This is a genomic window from Lysinibacillus sp. Bpr_S20 (assembly GCF_023337835.1).
GTDB lineage: Bacteria > Bacillota > Bacilli > Bacillales_A > Planococcaceae > Lysinibacillus.
The window spans coordinates 173,862-192,835 of the sequence record NZ_JALNLQ010000007.1 but is presented as its reverse complement, the minus strand read 5'-3'; the positions used below and the strand labels follow the sequence as shown (position 1 = coordinate 192,835).

At 38.4% G+C, this 18,974-nt stretch carries 16 protein-coding genes, 1 other RNA gene and 1 pseudogene; 11 read left to right on the top strand and 7 right to left on the bottom strand.

All coding sequences use genetic code 11. The features are described from left to right. Nucleotides 1-10: 10 nt before the first annotated feature. From dltB to MWJ95_RS17530, 5 genes are all read right to left on the bottom strand, one after another. Nucleotides 11-1,174, bottom strand: coding sequence for a D-alanyl-lipoteichoic acid biosynthesis protein DltB (gene dltB, locus MWJ95_RS17550; protein ID WP_249106847.1), 1,164 nt, complete (start codon nt 1,172-1,174; stop codon nt 11-13). Beyond that, nucleotides 1,171-2,643, bottom strand: coding sequence for a D-alanine--poly(phosphoribitol) ligase subunit DltA (dltA, locus tag MWJ95_RS17545; RefSeq protein WP_249106846.1), 1,473 nt, complete (start codon nt 2,641-2,643; stop codon nt 1,171-1,173). The genes dltB and dltA overlap by 4 nt, the downstream gene beginning before the upstream one ends. Before the next feature lie 18 nt (nt 2,644-2,661). After that, nucleotides 2,662-2,799, bottom strand: a complete 138-nt coding sequence (locus MWJ95_RS17540) for a teichoic acid D-Ala incorporation-associated protein DltX (RefSeq protein ID WP_049669007.1) — start codon at nt 2,797-2,799, stop codon at nt 2,662-2,664. A 672-nt stretch (nt 2,800-3,471) separates the two neighbouring features. Beyond that, a complete protein-coding gene (locus tag MWJ95_RS17535) occupies nt 3,472-5,112 on the bottom strand; it encodes an alkaline phosphatase (RefSeq protein ID WP_249106845.1) in 1,641 nt (546 codons plus the stop codon). Nucleotides 5,113-5,328: 216 nt separating this feature from the next. Continuing rightward, nucleotides 5,329-6,573 carry a transglutaminase domain-containing protein gene (locus MWJ95_RS17530; protein WP_249106844.1) on the bottom strand — a complete coding sequence of 415 codons (1,245 nt, stop codon included), beginning with the start codon at nt 6,571-6,573 and terminating at the stop codon, nt 5,329-5,331. Nucleotides 6,574-6,821: 248 nt separating this feature from the next. On the opposite strand from MWJ95_RS17530, the gene secG reads away from it, so the two are divergent. From secG to ssrA, 5 genes are all read left to right on the top strand, one after another. Next, entirely contained in the window at nt 6,822-7,049 is a 228-nt protein-coding gene (gene secG / locus MWJ95_RS17525) for a preprotein translocase subunit SecG (RefSeq protein ID WP_249074980.1), read from the top strand. A gap of 1,095 nt (nt 7,050-8,144) precedes the next feature. Then, nucleotides 8,145-8,891 (top strand): alpha/beta hydrolase, encoded by a 747-nt coding sequence (locus MWJ95_RS17520; protein ID WP_249106843.1) that lies wholly within the window; start codon nt 8,145-8,147, stop codon nt 8,889-8,891. Between the two features lie 37 nt (nt 8,892-8,928). After that, nucleotides 8,929-11,415: a ribonuclease R gene (rnr, locus tag MWJ95_RS17515; protein ID WP_249106842.1), complete on the top strand. Its 2,487-nt coding sequence runs from the start codon at nt 8,929-8,931 to the stop codon at nt 11,413-11,415. Nucleotides 11,416-11,519: 104 nt separating this feature from the next. Next, nucleotides 11,520-11,984 carry an SsrA-binding protein SmpB gene (gene smpB / locus MWJ95_RS17510; protein WP_249074983.1) on the top strand — a complete coding sequence of 155 codons (465 nt, stop codon included), beginning with the start codon at nt 11,520-11,522 and terminating at the stop codon, nt 11,982-11,984. A gap of 570 nt (nt 11,985-12,554) precedes the next feature. Beyond that, nucleotides 12,555-12,910, top strand: a transfer-messenger RNA (tmRNA) gene (ssrA, locus tag MWJ95_RS17505). 132 nt (nt 12,911-13,042) lie between these two features. Here the strand turns inward: ssrA and MWJ95_RS17500 are convergent. Continuing rightward, nucleotides 13,043-14,179 (bottom strand): site-specific integrase, encoded by a 1,137-nt coding sequence (locus tag MWJ95_RS17500; protein ID WP_249106841.1) that lies wholly within the window; start codon nt 14,177-14,179, stop codon nt 13,043-13,045. A gap of 244 nt (nt 14,180-14,423) precedes the next feature. On the opposite strand from MWJ95_RS17500, the gene MWJ95_RS17495 reads away from it, so the two are divergent. After that, nucleotides 14,424-14,786 carry a cyclic-phosphate processing receiver domain-containing protein gene (locus MWJ95_RS17495; RefSeq protein ID WP_249106840.1) on the top strand — a complete coding sequence of 121 codons (363 nt, stop codon included), beginning with the start codon at nt 14,424-14,426 and terminating at the stop codon, nt 14,784-14,786. A 121-nt stretch (nt 14,787-14,907) separates the two neighbouring features. Here the strand turns inward: MWJ95_RS17495 and MWJ95_RS17490 are convergent, their stop codons facing one another. After that, the gene (locus MWJ95_RS17490; protein ID WP_249106839.1) at nt 14,908-15,348 is read right to left on the bottom strand and encodes an ASCH domain-containing protein; all 441 of its coding nucleotides are present in this window, start codon (nt 15,346-15,348) and stop codon (nt 14,908-14,910) included. A 527-nt stretch (nt 15,349-15,875) separates the two neighbouring features. Here MWJ95_RS17490 and MWJ95_RS24535 point away from each other — a divergent pair. The 5 genes and pseudogenes from MWJ95_RS24535 to MWJ95_RS24645 all read left to right on the top strand — a co-directional run bounded on the left by MWJ95_RS24535 (nt 15,876) and on the right by MWJ95_RS24645 (nt 18,688). Then, nucleotides 15,876-15,998, top strand: coding sequence for a hypothetical protein (locus MWJ95_RS24535; RefSeq protein WP_283175773.1), 123 nt, complete (start codon nt 15,876-15,878; stop codon nt 15,996-15,998). Nucleotides 15,999-16,541: 543 nt separating this feature from the next. Beyond that, on the top strand, nt 16,542-16,883 hold the full coding sequence (locus MWJ95_RS17485; protein WP_249106838.1) for a hypothetical protein: 342 nt from the start codon (nt 16,542-16,544) through the stop codon (nt 16,881-16,883). A 273-nt stretch (nt 16,884-17,156) separates the two neighbouring features. Further along, nucleotides 17,157-17,381, top strand: coding sequence for a hypothetical protein (locus MWJ95_RS17480; protein ID WP_036221088.1), 225 nt, complete (start codon nt 17,157-17,159; stop codon nt 17,379-17,381). A gap of 791 nt (nt 17,382-18,172) precedes the next feature. After that, a pseudogene (locus tag MWJ95_RS17475) lies at nt 18,173-18,484 on the top strand (recombinase family protein); the annotation flags it as partial. Beyond that, complete coding sequence (locus MWJ95_RS24645) at nt 18,458-18,688, top strand: helix-turn-helix domain-containing protein (RefSeq protein WP_481817360.1); 231 nt, start codon at nt 18,458-18,460, stop codon at nt 18,686-18,688. The pseudogene MWJ95_RS17475 and the gene MWJ95_RS24645, both read left to right, overlap by 27 nt. Nucleotides 18,689-18,974 lie beyond the last annotated feature (286 nt).

Below are 18,974 nucleotides of genomic sequence, written 5' to 3'. Positions count from 1 at the left end.
GAGCCATTAATTAAAATAATGTTCCTGAAAAAATATAGAAACCAAAGCAAATGGCATTAAACGTAATAAATACGCCGATTGCATGAGTCCATTTATTTTTTGGCCAAATCTTACGCTTCTTATTCCAGCGTTCAAATTTATCGAAGCAGATTATTAACATGGCATGGTACAGACCGTAGACAACAAAGTGCAATTCTAATCCGTGCCAAATACCCATTAAAAAGAACAGTAAAAAGAAGCCAAGATAAGAAACTGTATATTTGTTTTTAATCCATTTTTTCTTCGTCATCCAAAGCACGAAGCGCATATAAACATAATCCCTGAACCAGAAGGAAAGACTCATATGCCAACGGTTCCAGAAGTCTTTAATATTGCGACTCGAGAATGGACGGTTAAAGTTAACTGGCGTTTGAATACCCATAATGCGACTGACACCAACAGCAAAAGCACTATAGCCCGCAAAATCGAAAAATAAATAAAAACTATACATATACATATACGCTATTTGCCCTTGAAAAGGTGTCAAATAATTGTACGTTTGATTTGGTAAATAAATAAGCGTGTAATTGTAGATTAAATAAGCCAAAATAAATTTATATAAAAAGCCTACAAATATACAATTGATTCCACTTAACAGTAGTTTTTGATAGTCTTGACTAGACGGCACTGTGTGCAAGTCTTTATCAAAGCGTCTCCAACGATCAATAGGTCCCGAAGATACTGTTGGGAAGAACAGTAAGAAATAAGCAAGCTCAACTGGTGAAATTTTATTTTTAATTAAGCCATCTCGTGTTTCTAAAATCATTTGTACCGCTTTAAAGGTAATGTAGGATACCCCTAAGAACCCGAATAAATTTTTAAGGCCGAGTATTGGCAGAACCTTCACAAGCACAAGTGGCAAAATAGACAATAGTACAGCAATGACAAATACAGAGGTGCTATTCTTCTGTGAGCGATATTTTTGGTAAACGATAATTAATAATAACTGAAATACTGTAAACAGTATAAGAGAAACGGAACCATTAAGGGAGTTACCAAAAATAAGAGCTAAAATGACAATCGAAATAAAGATATTATAGCCTTTAGCTGATTTCCCGCGTAGTCCTAAAATAATTGTTGGCATTAACAGAATACCAATGATGATGAAAAAAATTATATTTCCGTAAGGCGTCATACTGTTTCCATAACCGCCAATCCTTTACGATCAACTTTACCGTTTGTATTTAAAGGTAAAGTGTCAATGTATTTGAATGTTTTCGGAATCATATAAGATGGTAAATACTCCGATAACAATGCTTTAAGCTGCTTCGTCATTTTGAAAGCAGAGTCCGTCAATGGCTCTCGAAGAACAACATATGCACTTAGTGAAACAATCTCATCATCTTTTGAAACAGGTATAACTACACAGCTAGAAACAGCTGGAAGATTGCCGATTTGTTTTTCGATTTCCTCGATTTCTAAACGATAACCGTGCAGTTTCACCTGGAAATCTTTTCGTCCTGAGAAGAACAGATAGCCATCTTTTTCATAACCAACGTCCCCAGTTTTATAAATACGTTGATCTCCTATTGTAGGAAACGCTTTAAGTGTTAAATCAGGCGCACCAAGATAGCCCGCACTTACAGTTGGCCCAGAAATAATAATCTCGCCATCTTCTTGCAAGGATAGATTAGGTTCAGATAGAGGGGCGATTGGTAATTGGTCAAATTGAGCTAAAAGCTCTTTTGTTACTTCTACATAAGAGACGGCAACGGTTGTTTCTGTAGGACCGTATAAGTTGAAAATAGATGCTTGTGGGAAGCGTTGCATTAATTCTTTAGAGACGGATACTGGTAAAACTTCTCCGCAGAATAAAAACGTATTTAACGAAGGCATTAACGCCTGATTCCATTCTTTGTTCATTAAACAGATCTTCGCAAAGGAAGGTGTAGAAGTCCAAACGCGAATATCAGATGAAGCTAATGATTCAAATAACGCTTTTGGATTAGCAATTTGTTCTTGCTTAATGGCGTAAAGTGTTTGCCCACCTACAAGTGCAGGGTATAAATCCATCACAGATAAGTCAAAGGAATAAGGCGCTTGATTTAGAAATACACCAGATTCCTGTAAAGGGAAATGATCATGCATCCAAGCAACAAAATGGGCTAAATTATCGGCTGTAATTTGGACACCTTTTGGCTTACCAGTAGAACCAGATGTGTAAATAATGTAATGAATTTCTTGGTCCTTCACCCATGTTGAAGGCTCTGTCGAAATGCTAGTAGTTTGTGCTACTAGATCACTTACTTCTACTACAGGGACTGCTTGAGCCGAGCTCAATGATTCCGTTTTTAGTAGCAAACAAGCCTGAGAAGCTTCTATTATAATTTGTAGTCTTTCGGACGGTGTAGAAGAGTCAACCGGTACATAAGGATGACCTGCCTTTACAGCACCTAAGAAGGCAACGATTTGTAAAGGTGACATATGCCCGTAGACGACGATAGGTTGTTGTCTTTTTAAATCAAGAGCCATTAAATATTGTGCTACACAGTCAGACAAATGCCAAAGCTCACCATAAGTTAAGGAATCACTGTTGGTTTGATAGGCCGTTTGATTTGGCTGCTGTTGTGCCACTTTTTGAATAGCCTCTAAAATACTTAACATAGTTTATATCTCCTTTTCTTAAAATTCAGTATATATAAATGGTCCTGCATTCATATCATGGAAGCCATGGATTAGAAACAAGAGCACTAAAATGATGAAGTAAAATAACGTAAAGCCTATAAAACGTAAAACCTCATTATTTTTAATGGATTGCATATGTCCACCCCCAAAAAAGCTTATAACTTTGTAAATATACTAAATAAATTGATATTTTTTCAAGTTATTTCTAAATTATTTTTACATTAATTAAATTTTTATTACTTTTGTGACGGATTGAAGATAAAAATGTTGCACATTTTCTTGTTTATTCATAAAATCATAAGATTATTTTAAGGTAAATTTAAGGTTTAGGAATAATGACTAAAATGAAAGTAAGAAAATGATTTTTTTTAACGCTTTGGTCCACTTCAACTTGAATTTTTACTAACCCGCAACAATTTCTATTATCGCTGTTTTTCCGCTTCATTTGTACTTAAAAAATCCTTAAATTTATCTTAAGGACGTTCGTTATATTAAGCATACTAGATGGAAGTAAAATCAAAGTAAACAGTATGGAAAATAGCGGTATAAAATATGTAAGGATTAGAGGGATCACCAAAATGGAACCTGCCCAAAAAATAAACAGGTGATGAAATCGGTAATCTGAATCTACTGCAAGGCTTTCAACTTATGATAGCATCCTAATTTTTATCCCCTTATAACGGATGGTAATGTATATGTAAATGTCAGGATCAAGACTACGCAAAAGCTTTGATGAAGACTAAAAATCAGTGGTGGAGAAGAGTCCACCGCTGATTAAGTTTCACCTTACCCCGCTGTAACGGGCTCTTATTTAAGCATATTTAACACTTTTTTAGAAACGTAAAAATCAGTACCGTTGTAGACATTGATCGTATCAAACGTATGCGTTTTTACTGTCTTGTCTTGTTCGTTGATGACAATGTTCTTATTTACTGGGATTGTGACGGTTACATCATTTTTTTGTGCAATAAATTTAGGATTTTCTTTATTTGTGAGGTCAATTTTAGTGGTATACCCTTTTTCCGTAAATGCTTTTGTTGCTGGTATATATAAATCATCTGTCAGCTTCTTTAAATCGAAGCCCATAAACTTTGCCATCGCATAGGCTATGTCTGTGTTTTCTACAAGACCTGTAATTTTGGATGGTCCGAATGAGTATAAGAATACATCATCGCCGGTATGCCCACCGGTCGTAAAGCCAAGATTAGCACGGTTGGCAAGCATTTTCACCATTTCTTCTTCTGTATCTGTAGCTAATTGTAATGTTGCAAACTCGTCCGCAGACAGATTATCTAAACCATAAAGTGCGGCGACTTCAACAATATTTGACTTGTCTTCTTTTAATTGGCTCAGTGCACCTTCAATGGTCATTTTTGCTTTCTTTAGAGGATCGATATAGGCAAATACAGGTGTGCTGGGATAAGTACCTGTCGTGTTGGCATTCCCCATAGAAATACCACTATTGCCATGGTCTGTAACAACAATGACCATTGTATGACCATCTTCTTTTGCAAAATCAACAGCTTTCTTGACTGCCGCATCAAACGATAAGATATCGCTAATCATGCCAATTGGGTCATTGGCATGCGCTGCCCAGTCTACTTTACTTCCTTCTACAAATAGGAAGAAGCCGTTATCATTTTTCTTAAGGGTCTCAATAGCTTTACTTGTCATTTCAGCAAGAGTTGGCTCGGATGCTCTTGTTTGAGCACGATCTAAATCATAGGCAAGGGCACCTGGAGCAAAGCTACCCCAAATTTTTGACGCTTTACTTTGAAAGAGCTCATCACGCGTTTTAACGATATCATAGTTTTCTTTCTTCAGGACATCCACTAAATTCTCGCCATCTTTACGAGCATTTTTCGTTGTGCCTGGTGTAAGAGATTCTAAGCCGCCACCTAATACGACATCAATGTTTTGATAAACTTGCTGCTCAGCGATGTCATCATATTGGCTTCTATGTCTCACATGTGCAGAAAAACCAGCAGGTGTAGCATGCTGAATTTCCGAAGTAGCAATCAATCCAGTGGCCTTGCCTTGCTGTTTAGCCCCTTCTAAAACATTGGCTATAGGTCTATAAGCATCCTTTTTGGCAATTTGCTCGACCCCTGGTGAATTAATAACGGAAGGTAGCACACCCACAAATTTATTATTTGATTTATGACCAGTTGCTAATGCAGTAGCGGCTGGTGCTGAGTCAGTAATGGCTGAATCGGCAGAGTAGGTACGCACTGCCCCTGATAAAATTTCATCCATCGCTAAGCTTTGTCCTTTGTACCAACGGGAGAGTGTCACGGCGTTATTACTACTACCATCCATCACGAGCATAATCACATTGGTTGGCTTCTTTACTTGGGCTGCTTGTACTTGCGGCTGGGCGAAACTAATCGACGATAAAGCAATAGCACTTGCTAACAACAAGGATCTCCATTTTTTTGAGTATTTCATGATTTTCCTCCTCAGGGTCAATTCATGTAAAGAAAAGGTTGTAAGTAAGGATGGATTACAGGGGATGTTGTGAAGGATAAGTCCTATCACCCCTGAGCGAGGACTTGATGTTCTTCTTTGTGCCCGCTCCAGGTACGATGATCTCAAAGGTGAAGGGGAAAATAGAATCTGCTTACTTTCCATGGATTGATGGAAGCTTGCAGATTCTTGAATTGGCTATAAATTTTGTGAATGTGTTTTACCATCATTCGTTTCGTATAATAATGCCCCTTTATCATCAATGAACAAGTTTAGAACCTCTTCCTCTACTAACACTTCTTCTGAGCCATCGTTTATAACTATCTTTGTTAAAAAGCCTCCATTATCATAATCACTGCAATAAATCGCATCGTCAATAGCTGCCAAGTAATAGCAGGCTGTTTCAGTCACTTGTCTATTTTGTTTTGTTGCCAAGTCATAGGCATAGACCATGTTATCGGTCATGCTATTATAATAAACAACATCGCCAACAGTATCTGCATACCACATATCATGCATAAAATCGTACGCATTGCTTGTCGCAGCAAAGTAGTTTTCATTTGCCCAAATATGATCTTCACTTAGTTTCTCGTCATTCACTAAAAAATATTCGTAGGAAATAGCATAAGGCTCAATAGGATTAATATCATTCCAAGTCGTGTCAATATGATACCAATCACCATTAACATTCACTAAATTCCACGCATGAAGCTGATTATCGCTATAGCCATATACATATTTAGCATCGAGATCAGCCGCCAAAAATAAACGATAGGCTAACAGCGCATAAGCTTGACAAACACCTGTTTCTTTAGTGATTAACGCATAAACCGATTGTCCCTCTGATGCATCCTCATCCGAATAAGTGGCTAGTTGTACGACAAAATCATTAACGGCTTTCGCACGATGAAAATCATCCATATCTTTTGTAATAAACTTATTAGCAAATTCCTGAACATAAGTATCAATCTTCTTTTCTTTCTTGGCATCTGTTAAATATGTAAAATCAAAATCTACCTCGTAACCATTATCTACTTCCCAAGCTTCCCAGTTATAATTTTCGATATATCCCGCAGTATAAGGATTAACGAAACTAAGTATGTTATAAAGATCATTAAGTTGTTCTTCAAAAGTATCCCAATCTAACTTACCTCTATACATGACTGTAAAGTTCGGGTCAAATTTTGTTATCTGCTTTTCAACCTTTTTCGAAAATTGTAGTAAAGCAGGGTCTTCTTTGAAAAGAGTCGTTGAAAAAAGATCTTCCGCAGAAAACTCACCTGATTGAGCTTTACTAGTAGGCTCCTTAAGGTCTATAGAAGTTTCTTCTTCATATTCAGGTTCCTCTGGTACTAAAGCTTCGACGGCCTTGATAGCAGCTGAGCAAGCGCTAAGCATGCTTAAAATAATAAGTGAAAAAATCAGTAATATACTTTTTTTCATAATTCCTCCTATACGATTACATTTTGCATCATCTCTAAAAACGTATTCCAAGGAGTCGTCAAGATTTATTTAGTGATGATACTTTTAATAATTATAGGATAACGTGGTATTAATGTGGAACAAGCTTTTTAGAAAAACGAACCGATAGAGGGGGAAAAAGGGTATTTATGAATCTCAGTTTGTCAAGAGAACCTTTTTTTGTTATAATGTGATATGTTGTGATGTTCAAAGTTCGGGAGGTGCAGTGAATGCATACAGTATTATTAGTTTCATTAGTTATCGTATCCATAGCGTTAATCGTTGTAGTATTACTTCAATCTAGTAAAAGTGCAGGCTTGTCAGGTGCCATCTCGGGTGGAGCTGAACAACTATTTGGAAAGCAAAAAGCACGTGGTATGGATTTAATCCTTCACCGTGCAACAATTGTGTTAGCAATAGTATTCTTTATTTTAGCACTCGCTATTACAAAAATCTAATAGTTGAAGATATATCGCCTAACCTTTACTGGTTGGGCGTTTTCTTTTATGGTTACATCGTTGGTTCAGCAAAATTAATCGCGCGCGGAATAGGGAAATACCCGCGGAAGCAAGGCGAATACCCGCGGAGGCAAAGCGAATACCCGCGGAGGCAAAGCGAATACCCGCGGAGGCAAAGCGAATACCTGAGCGGAGCAAAGCGAATACCCGAGCGGAGCAAAGCGAATACCCGCGGAAGCAAAGCGAATACCCGCGGAAGCAGAGCGAATACCCGCGGAAGCAGAGCGAATACCCGCGGAAGGAAAGCGAATACCCGCGGAAGTAAGGCGAATACCCGCGGAAGCAAGGTGAATACCCGCGGAAGCAGAGCGAATACCCGCGGAAGCAAGGTGAATACCCGCGGAAGCAAGGCGAATACCCGCGGAGCAGAGCGAATACCCGAGCGGAGCAGAGCGAATACCCGAGCGGAGCAAAGCGAATACCCGCGGAAGGAAGGCGAATACCCGCGGAAGCAGAGCGAATACCCGCGGAAGTAAGGCGAATACCCGCGGAAGCAAGGCGAATACCCGCGCGGAGCAAAGCGAATACCCGAGCGGAGCAAGGTGAATACCCGCGGAAGCAAGGCGAAACATACGCGCGTGGAGCAAAGCGAATACCCGCGCGGAGCAAGGCGAATACCCGCGGAAGCAAGGCGAATACCCGCGGAAGTAAGGCGAATACCCGCGGAAGCAAGGCGAATACCCGCGAGGCAAGGTGAATACCCGCGGAAGGAAGGCGAATACCCGCGGAGGCAGAGCGAATACCCGCGGAAGCAGAGCGAATACCCGCGGAAGTAGAGAGAATACCCGCGGAAGCAAAGCGAATACCCGCGGAAGCAAAGCGAATACCCGCGAATCGTAAAATCGCGGATGGAAAAGATAAAGTTGTGGATAGAATCCTCGAAATCGTGGATAGAAGAGCAAAAATCATGGATAGGATCCTCAAAATGCAGGAAAGAGCCATTAAAACCTCATAAAACAAGCGCCAAAACTTTTGAGGAAGCTTTGGTATGGCTATAATAGTTATAGTACATATTTGGAAGAAGGAGAGCTCGCAATGAAGAAATCGTTATCACAGCCTTTTTTCTTTCAAGCAGGACCTAGAGCTGTTTTGTTATTGCATGGGTTTACGGGAAGCTCGGCGGATGTGCGAATGCTTGGGAGATTTTTAGAGAAAAAAGGGTATACTACATTAGCACCTCATTATAAAGGTCACGGTGTGGAACCGGAGGAACTTATTACAACAGGTCCTGCTGATTGGTGGCAGGATGTCGTAGCCGCGTACAAAGAGTTGCAGGATGCCGGCTATGAGGAGATTGCTGTGGCTGGCTTGTCTTTGGGTGGTGTGATGGCTTTAAATATTGCGCTGAATAACCCGGTGAAAGGTATTGTGACAATGTGTGCACCAATGACGATGCGTACAACAGATGTTATGTTTCAAGGTGTACTGAAATATGCGAGGGATTATAAAAAGTTCTTAGGTAAAGATCCGGAGCAAATCGAGGCTGAGGTTGCGGTAATTGCTGAAAAGGGCATGCCATCTCTACAAGAGTTACGAGAATTTATTGCGCGGACACGACAAGAAATTGACATGATTTATGCACCCATTTTTGTCGTACAAGCGACAAATGATGAGGTAATTGAGACAGAATCTGCCAACATTATATATAATCAAACTGAGTCACTTGAAAAACAGATCAAGTGGTATGAAAACTCAAAACATGTTATTACATTAGATCAAGAAAAAGATCAGTTACATGAAGATATTTATCGCTTTTTAGAAAGCCTAAATTGGGCACAATAAAATTATAAGTAGGATTTTCTCATGAAGGAGGGAAATTATGAAAGAACAAAATAATTCACTACAAAGTCGTTTACTCGATTTTTTCGGTGAAGAAGAATATAAACCATTAACGGTTGGCGAAATCGAGGATGTATTTGGTTTTGAGGATGCTGACGAATTTAAAGAGTTAGTGAAAACATTAGTACGTATGGAGGGCCAGGGCTTAGTTGTGCGTTCTCGCTCTAATCGCTATGGTCTACCAGAGCGCATGAATTTACTGCGAGGTAAATTTATCGGGCATGCAAAAGGCTTTGGCTTTGTGACGCCTGATATTGAGGGAATGGATGATGTTTTCATTCCACCGCATGAAATAAATGGTGCGATTAACGGCGATATCGTTTTGATCCGTGTGTTAAAGGAATCATTCGGCGATCGCCGTGAAGGAACTGTGACAAAGGTAGTAGAACGTGGACAAACGAGCTTTGTTGGGACGTTCCAAGCAAATCGAGGCTTTGGTTTTGTTGTCTTAGATGATAAAAAACTACCGATGGACATTTTCATTGCTAAGGGAGATACGTTAGGGGCAGTTGATGGACACAAGGTTGTCGTTGAGGTTGCTACTTGGCCAGAGGATTTAAAATCAGCAACGGGCTATATCACGAAAATTTTAGGGCACAAAAATGACCCAGGTGTAGACATTCTCTCTATTTTATATAAGCATGACATTCCACCTGAATTCCCGGAAGAAGTGGTTGCGGCTGCGCAACGAGTGCCAGATGAAATTACCGAGGCAGATTTAGAGGGTCGTCGTGATTTACGCCACGAAACGATTGTGACAATCGATGGAGCAGATGCGAAGGACTTGGATGATGCTGTAACCGTAACGAAAAACGTAGACGGTACTTATAAACTTGGCGTACATATTGCAGATGTTAGTTATTATGTAACACAGGGCTCTGTAATAGATGTTGAAGCTTATGATCGTGCGACAAGTGTATATTTAACAGACCGCGTTATTCCAATGATTCCACATCGATTATCGAATGGTATCTGTTCATTAAATCCACAGGTTGACCGTCTAGTACTATCCTGTGAAATGATTATTGATGCGAATGGTAATGTGGTTTCACATGAAATTTTCCAAAGTGTCATTAAAACAACTGAGCGTATGACATATAGAGATGTTTACAAAATTTTAGAGGAGCAAGACGCAGAGCTAATGGCCCGCTATGAGCCTCTAGTACCAATGTTTAAACATATGGCTGAGCTGTCTAACATTTTACGTACAAAACGTGAAATGCGTGGTGCGATTGACTTTGACTTTAAAGAATCTAAAGTGATCGTAGACGAAGATGGTTGGCCAATCGATATTGAATTACGTGAACGTACAGTCGCTGAAAAATTAATTGAAGATTTCATGCTAGCTGCCAATGAAACAGTCGCAGAGCATTTCCATTGGATGAATGTACCGTTCCTTTACCGTATTCACGAGGATCCAAAGCCAGAAAAGCTGCAACGCTTCTTTGAATTTGTCACGAACTTCGGTATTTTAATCAAAGGAACAGGAAACACAGTGCATCCGAAAGCACTACAGGATGTATTAAAGGCCATTGAAGGCATGCCAGAGGAGCCAGTTATTTCAACGATGCTTCTACGCTCAATGCAACAGGCAAAATATTATCCTGAAAGCTTAGGACACTTTGGTCTATCAACGGATTTCTATACACACTTTACATCACCGATTCGACGTTATCCGGACTTAATCGTCCATCGTTTAATTCGTACGTATTTAATTAATAAAGATACATCAAAAGAAACAATTGCACAGTGGAGTATGGCGATGGATGAAATTGCTGATCATACTTCAGAACGTGAACGCCGTGCTGTCGATGCAGAGCGCGATACAGATGCGCTGAAAAAAGCACAATATATGTCCGATAAAATTGGTGAAGAATTTGAAGGGATCGTCTCATCCATTACAAACTTCGGTATTTTCGTGGAGCTACCAAACACGATTGAAGGACTTGTCCATATTAGCAATATGACAGATGACTACTATCGTTTTGACGACCGTCAAATGATTATGATTGGTGAACGTACAAATCGTCAATTCCGTATTGGTGATGAGGTTACAGTCCGAGTAGCAAATGTTATTATTGAGGAGTCATCCGTTGACTTTGAAATCGTCGGAATGGTAACGTCTTATGGACGAACACGAAAAGCAGCACCTACAGTCATTCACGCACGTAAAAATTATAGCGACAACAAAGGTGGTCGTAATGGCCGCAGAGGTGGCCGCAATGAAGAGGAAAGAGGCGGGCGCGGTGGCCGCAACGAAGAAGAACGAGGCGGACGTGGCGGTCGAAATGGTCGCAATGAAGAAGGCCGTGGCGGACAAGGAGAGCGACGTGAAAACGACCGTGATCCACGAGGACGCCGCAAGGATGGCTCAAGCCCAGGCCCTAAAAAAGGCGTGAAGCAAAAGCAAAAGTTCTACGAGGGCATCGCTAAAAAAGGCAAAAAGAAAAAATCAAAACGTAAATAAGTAAAAGTATAGGTGAAGGCACCATTAGAAAACAGGTGCTTTCACTTTATCAATAAGAGCAGGTTGATTGACCTTGCTCTACCTTTAAGTAGAGGTGAATTTATATGGCAAAAGGTACTGGGAAAGTATTAGCACAAAACAAAAAAGCCGGGCACGACTACTTCATTGAAGACACAATCGAAGCGGGCATGGTGCTCACAGGCACAGAAATTAAATCCATCCGTGCAGGAAGGGTCCAACTAAAAGAATCCTATGTACAAATCCGCAACGGTGAAGCATGGATCAACAATATGCATGTCAGCTCATTCGAACAAGGCAACCGCTTTAACCACGATCCACTGCGCGCCCGTAAATTACTGCTTCATAAAAAGCAAATCGGCGAGCTAGTCGGTGCCGTAAAACGTGACGGCTACACAATTGTCCCGTTAAAAATGTACATTAAAGACGGCTATGCCAAACTATTAATCGGCGTCGGCAAAGGTAAAAAAGATTACGACAAACGTAACGACATGCGCAAAAAAGAAGCGAAACGCGATATGGAACGCGCCTTCAAATCTAAAAATCAATAGTACTAGATTGTTAGAAAGCTCACTATATTTAGATGGTGAGCTTTTTGCTATTTGGCAGGGCTTGGGACGGAGAAGGATAGGAAGGAAGAACCGGCGGATAGAATTTGCAAAGTGACGGAAAGTAAGGCGTAATCGACGGATTGAGTTTGCAAAGTGACGGAAAGTAAGGCGCAATCGACGGATAGAATTTGCAAAGTGACGGAAAGAAAGGCAGAACCGACGGAAAGAACGGCGGCAACGACGGAAAGAACATGCAGAGTGACGGAAAGAAAGGCGGCAACGACGGAAAGAACATGCAAAGTGATGGAAAGAAAGGCAGAATTGACGGATTGAACACTGCATCCGAGGATTTTGCGCATAAGAGATTTTAAGATAGAAGATGATGAAATAAGGAGAGCTAGCTCAATTTTTTCTACTATGCCAGGACACTTGAACTATAGCTAGATTTGTTTTATAATAAGTATTACTGAATGCCAGATTACATGGAAGCGTACTTTTAGCTCCCACCGTACTAGAAGAAATTCTAGCTCCTTTACTTGAACGAGGCGACATACTTCGATTCATATTCAAGGGGACGTTACGGATTCGACAGGGATGGTTCAAGCTTTGGTCGCGCGTCGGAGGTCTCGGCTCCGTCATCAACGGAAGTTATATAATAACTGGCAAACAACAAAACTTAGCTTTCGCAGCGTAAGCTCGTAAGCGCTCTGCCTCTCTATCGCCCATGTAGAGAACGTGGGGCCCAACTTTAGTGGGATACGGTCGATGGTGCCACCTGAGTCACCGACAAGAGATTTCCAGGTTAGCGTACAGGACGCCTGTTTGTCGGCATAATGTTACGTGAATTGTAAATAGGCAAACTACACGCGTAGAAGCTGAAGTATTGGAGTTTCTGGACGCGGGTTCGACTCCCGCCGTCTCCATAATTGAATTTTCTAGAGTTGTCTAGAGTGATCAAAACCCTTGTATATCAAGGGTTTTTTCTATTTTTGTTGTACTGAGTTTTCTAGGCTTTTCAGCGGAAACTGGCTAAAAAACTGGTCACTTTTGGGTCAAGTTTATGAGTTTAAGTACGTCACAAACTTATTAATTGTATCGTTTTTTGCACGCTTTGATAGGTGCGTATAAATGTTGAGCGTTGTTTGCACATCTGTGTGACCTAATCGTTCTTGTACTTCTTTGACACTTGCACCTGCTTCGAAAAGTAAAGAGCAATGCACATGACGAAATGAGTGAACATGTGTATAGGGCAAGCCGTAAGTATCGATGATTTTCATGAGCCATTTTCTGGGAACCGTTTGTTGCAATAAGCCGTTTTGTTCGTTTGTAAACATTAATTGGCTTTTGTCATTCGTTTTTGGAAATTTAACTTGCTGAATCTTTTTCCATTCAGATAAGATGCTGCATGTTTCATCATCGATTAAAAGCTGACGTATCGTATCGGTTTTCGTTGATTTGATATAAAGCTTGTTATTTTTACCTCTTGAAAGAGCTTTTGTAATGAGCAGTTCCTTTGTAGCGAAATTTAAATCCGCCCAGGTTAATGCAAGTGCCTCACCTTTACGGATACCTGAAAAAGCAAGCAGGTAGAAAAATGCGGTTATTTGAGCGTTACCATATTGCTTTAAGCATTGAAGAAAGTTAATTAGCTGCTCTTTTGAATAGTATTTGACCTCGGTATCTAATACAGCAGAAGCTTTGATTTTAGGTAGATCCACTAGCTTGAATGGATTTGAACTGATGTACTCACGCTTAATAGCGAAATCAATTACTTTAGAAGCGTAAGTTTTAACCATTCGAAATCTTTTTAGTTTCAAGGAACAGTCATCAACAAAGCCTTGGCAGATTGCTACACTCAATTTCTCAATTCGGTAGTGACCTAATGCAGGTAGAATATGATTCCTGAAAATTCCTAGTGTTTTGACAAAGGTGCTTTCTTCGACAGTTCTTTCATAGTGTTGAATCCAGACATTATATAGATCCTCGTATGTTTCAGTTATAGGCTTCTTATATTCCCCTTTACTAACTTCGACTCTTAATTGAGCTAAAGTGAGACTAGCCTCTTTTTTTGTTAGAAAGCCGCGTCTAGTAACGTGAATTTGTTTGCCTGTTTGGCTATCTATTCCTAAATAAAGTTTAAACATGTAGTAGGTTTTTCCATCTTTTTTTGTATATGATTTAATAGGGTCTTTCATTGAAATGCCTCCTAGAACCATACAGGGAAACTAGGGGTACAGTTAATGCTGAGATTAACTATATTGTAAGTATAGCTTATAAAAAATGGTTTCCCAATAAATAAACTTTCTTTATTTTGGGAGCATTTAATGGAGAAATAATGGTGGTAGCAAAAGGCTATTTGTAATTAGTGGTTGAATGTTTGCAAAATCTTTTATTACACTACACAATTGAAACAAACGATGCATTAAGGATGTGATCATTATGGGTATACGAAAGATAAATCTCTATGTGGATGATTTAAGAGATTGTCCGAGTGGTTTTATCGTGGCAAGAACGTTTCAAGAAGCAGTTCACTTACTTGAAAATCACGAAGTAGATATACTTTCTCTTGACCATGATTTAGGAGAAGATCTACAAGGCAATCTATTGCCAACGGGTTATGACTTAGTAAAATATATTTGTGAAAAAGGTTTACGGGCAAATAAAATATATCTTCATACGGATAACCCTGTTGGTAGAGAGAATATGTATCACACACTACGTGGAGCGAAACGGAGAGGTTTCATTGATTCAGATATTGAAATTTACCATTATCCGATTACTAAAAATAAGTATTCTGGTTAGTTAGTTGTAAAATTTTTGCTACACATTCGTTTGGAATTATTGAGTGCTTTATAGTATTTAAATAACGTTCCCAGATACTTTTGGAACGGGATTGGACTGGATTAGGTGGTGCATGTTTTAATTATTTTGGATAAACCTTCTCAAACCGAGTACAAACTGTCAGCATATCTTCCGTAAACTCCAAGTTATACTGAGGCAAAATGCGGCTAAAGAATGCCACATGTACTTCTTTCCATTCCTCATATGTACCTTCGCCTTCCGCTAGTGCAAAGTCTAATGGTACCTCGTTAAACGGATAAATATCGATGGCATAGGATTTTAAAATTGCAACTGGCTCATTGTGATTGTTCAATGCAATTTGATAATCGCCCATTTTAGGTAGTGGATTCCCCTCAATTTCATATAATGGATAGCTTAAGCATGTTGCTATTTTTATTTCATTCATTACTAAACTTGTAAGCAAATTTGCTTTCTCTCCAAATTGTAGTGTTTCCGTATAACGAATGTTTTCCAAACCTTCTATTTCACAATAATTTTGCCAAAAATCTTCGATTTTGTTCATTGTAATAACTCCTTTTATTAAAATTTTACCCATTGTTGGGACATTAGTATTGTAGAATCGTGAGGTGTATTGTTGTTGGTAAGGGCGAAGCAATGATGATAGCTATACGATTTTCAACACTTATCGTATCTGTAATTGCATTGTCATTTGCTTTTACAAAAAAATAAACCGCCCTCGCCCCCAAAGTTGAGTAGTGGTTTATTTTTTACTTTTTATTCGCGAATCGCCTTTGGATCGATTCTGCTTATTGCTAAGATTGTTTGGTGTACCACCACTAAACAGTCTTATTTATAATCTCTTCACACCGAAATATAGCGTGATTTTTGAATTTACTCAATATACTTTGAATTGATTTATTAATTATGTTGCTCTCAATAATGTATGATTTAGCCCTAGTAAAATGTGTTATTACATGATTCTTTAAAATGATTTTTCGGAGCATCTCAGAGCGTTATTTAATGTTAAAATTGAACCAACCTTGTCTTAAAGGAGAATTTTAATGAAAAAGCTATACAGGAGGGTCAAACATGGGCTTGAAACGTACTATAAAGAGAAAATCTACACAGCCTCACACCAAAGTAACTAATTTTGGATTTGATAACACGATTAAGAAAATTGATAAGGTGATTGCTCTGCTTGAACGAAAATAGCTCATTTAGTAAGCTTAAAAATTAGAAATTACTTAAAAAGTTCTTTGTGTGTATTTAAATTAATTCAAAGCGACATTTGAGGACATTTTGCAATTAATCCATTCAAAAAATAAACACAGAAAAACCGCAGCACTCATGACTTCGATTTAAAATAAGCAAAAAAACTACAGATGATAGAACATCCGTAGTCACTTTCACTAAAAAAAGTAAACCGCCCTCGCACCCAAAGCTGAATAATGATTTACTTTCCTCGCTAATCGCCTATAAAGCACTTTTAATATATCAAAAAAAGAACGTTTGTTCCAATGGATTTTCTGTATTTTATTTTTTCTAATGTCGGTCGGTAGTAAATATATGTACAATTTTCTCGTTTTTTGTCTGTACCCCAGGTAAAATAAAAAGATTAAAAAACCTCTTTTCGTATTTGTCCTGTGGAGAACGTTTAATTTATTCGACAATCTAGTTTATTTACCTACCAATTGAATATCGCGATTCAAAGCATGTAGATTGACGATACGAACACACTATGAAAGGAGCGATTCTTTGCAAGCACAGCAAATTAAGCACGATTTAGCAGTAGCATTACAAGACGATTTCAATACACATAACCTGTACAAGCATGTAGCTCAGACGATTCGAACGCTACTTGACGCTCAGCTAGATGAAAAACAATACGTAAAATGCCATTTTAATGACTACATGGTGAAGGCTGGGGTAATAGAGCGTTCCGAAAATAAAGAACTCTCTATTATTGTTCTTGTATTTCGAGAAAATATTAACGGTGAAATATTGATTCAACTAAATATTACTGGCAATTGGTTAATCTTGTACAATCAGTTTTCAAATGCAACGATTGAGATCATTGATTGGCGAAAAATAGAGTAGATGCATATTTTGCATCTCTTTTTTTTGCACAAAATGGGTATGGGGGATTTAATACATGAATAAATACGAAGGGTGTATGCTACTGTTTAAGCTATAGTATAAAGTTACTTTCTAAACAATTAAAAACATGTCTGATGGTGTATTAGAGAATATCGCAGTACACCACTTTTATAATATAATAGAGGAAACATTAGATATTATGGAGGTGATTGTATTATAAAAGAAGAAACAAGAGACATATTATTATATATTGCATCAGGTTTTTATTCGAGTATGCAACAAACCGCTAGATGCTTAGCCTACTTTTTTATCGTTTTCTATGTTCCATATGTGCTCGCTCATTGGGTGATGGTAACATATGCACAGGTTGATCCGCTACAATTCATACATGTATATGCGTATACAGTGACGCTGGCATTCCCATTAATGATGATCGTATCGCATTACATTCCAATGGAGCTAAATTTTGAAACGATGCAATTTGAGGTCGTTGACTAAATGGCTCTCAGTTGAATCGGGAATTAACTTTAAAAACAAACTTATCCATCTGAATTCATCTCATGCTTATTGGTCATATAAGATTGGTAAGCTTTTTTTATGATTACATAATGGCTATCTCTTTCCCTCTTCATTTTACATGTGTATAAATCGTTCGGACATTAGTATTGTAGAATCGCGAGGTGTAAGCTGTTGGTAAGGGCGAAGCAATGATGATGGCTATACGCTTTTCAACACTTATCGTATCTGTAATTGCATTGTCATTTGCTATTACTAAAAAAAATAAACCGCCCTCGCCCCCAAAGCTGAGTAGTGGTTTATTTTTTTACTTTTTACTCGCTAATCGCCTTTGAATCGATTCTGCTTATTGCTAAGATTGCTTGGTGTACCACCACTAAACAGTCTTATTTATAATCAATTCACACCAAATTATAGCATGATTTTTGAATTTTCTCTATACGGTTTAATTTGAATTATTAATTTTGTTTGATTTATCTCTAGTAAAATGTATGTTAAGTAACATTTTTACTATGCCTTTTAAACGTGAATTATGCCCGCAAAGAATCCGTGTAAAGCCTACCAGTAAACATGCTGTCTCGATGATCTTATCTACCAGAATAATCTAGTATTTCGGTTGCGATATGGCTCACATATCAATTACGAAATAAACGTCTATAAACACGTCTATAATTAAAAGTATATATAACATATAAGTTTATAGAAAAGAGGGTTTAGTGTTGAGTAGAATTATTGGTTATTGTCGTGTAAGTACTGAAGAACAGAATTTAGATATGCAGGAACGAGCAATTCAAAATTATGCAGACCAAAAAGGATTAGATCTTGTTTTATATGTAGAGAAAGTGTCGAGTCGTAAGAATGAGTGAACGGAATTAATCAATGCAATGAAAGCAGCTACAAAAGGTGACTTGTTCGTTGTATATAAACTGGACCGTTTAGCACGAAGTACAAAAGAATTGTATGAGCTAACAGACCAATTAAAAGAAAAGGCAGTAGATTTCGTATCGGTCCATGATTCATTTGATACTTCAACACCTACTGGAAAAGCTATGTTTGGAATGTTAGCTGTATTTGCAGAGTTTGAGCGTGATATTATCCAACAAAGAACAAAAGCGGGCTTGGAAGCTGCAAGAAAACGAGGCAGAATTGGTGGAAGACCAGCGATTGATGAAAAAACAAAAAAGCATGTACGAGCATTATTTGATGCGGAAGAAAGTGCTACTAATATTGCAAAGGAGTATGGGATTGGTAGGGCTACTGTTTATAAAATAATAAATGAACAAAAATAAAGGATTGAATTAGAGTTTCTATAGATAATAAAAAAATTCTTACAAGTGATTCTGTGTTTTTTGTAATTAAATAATTCGGTCAAGTTTTTTAATTCGAGTAAAGTATAGAAATACTTGAATGTGCGGTTAACGTTAGTAAAAATAAATGATTTAGCGAGGCTGTAAGACAGAAAGGCTAGTGTTAGTAAGGCTTTTTGATTCATGTTAAAGGAGCAGCTATATATTTTATATGGAGAAAGGTGGGGTAGTATTTCCACATTTTTATAGGGGGAGATAGTGTGAAATG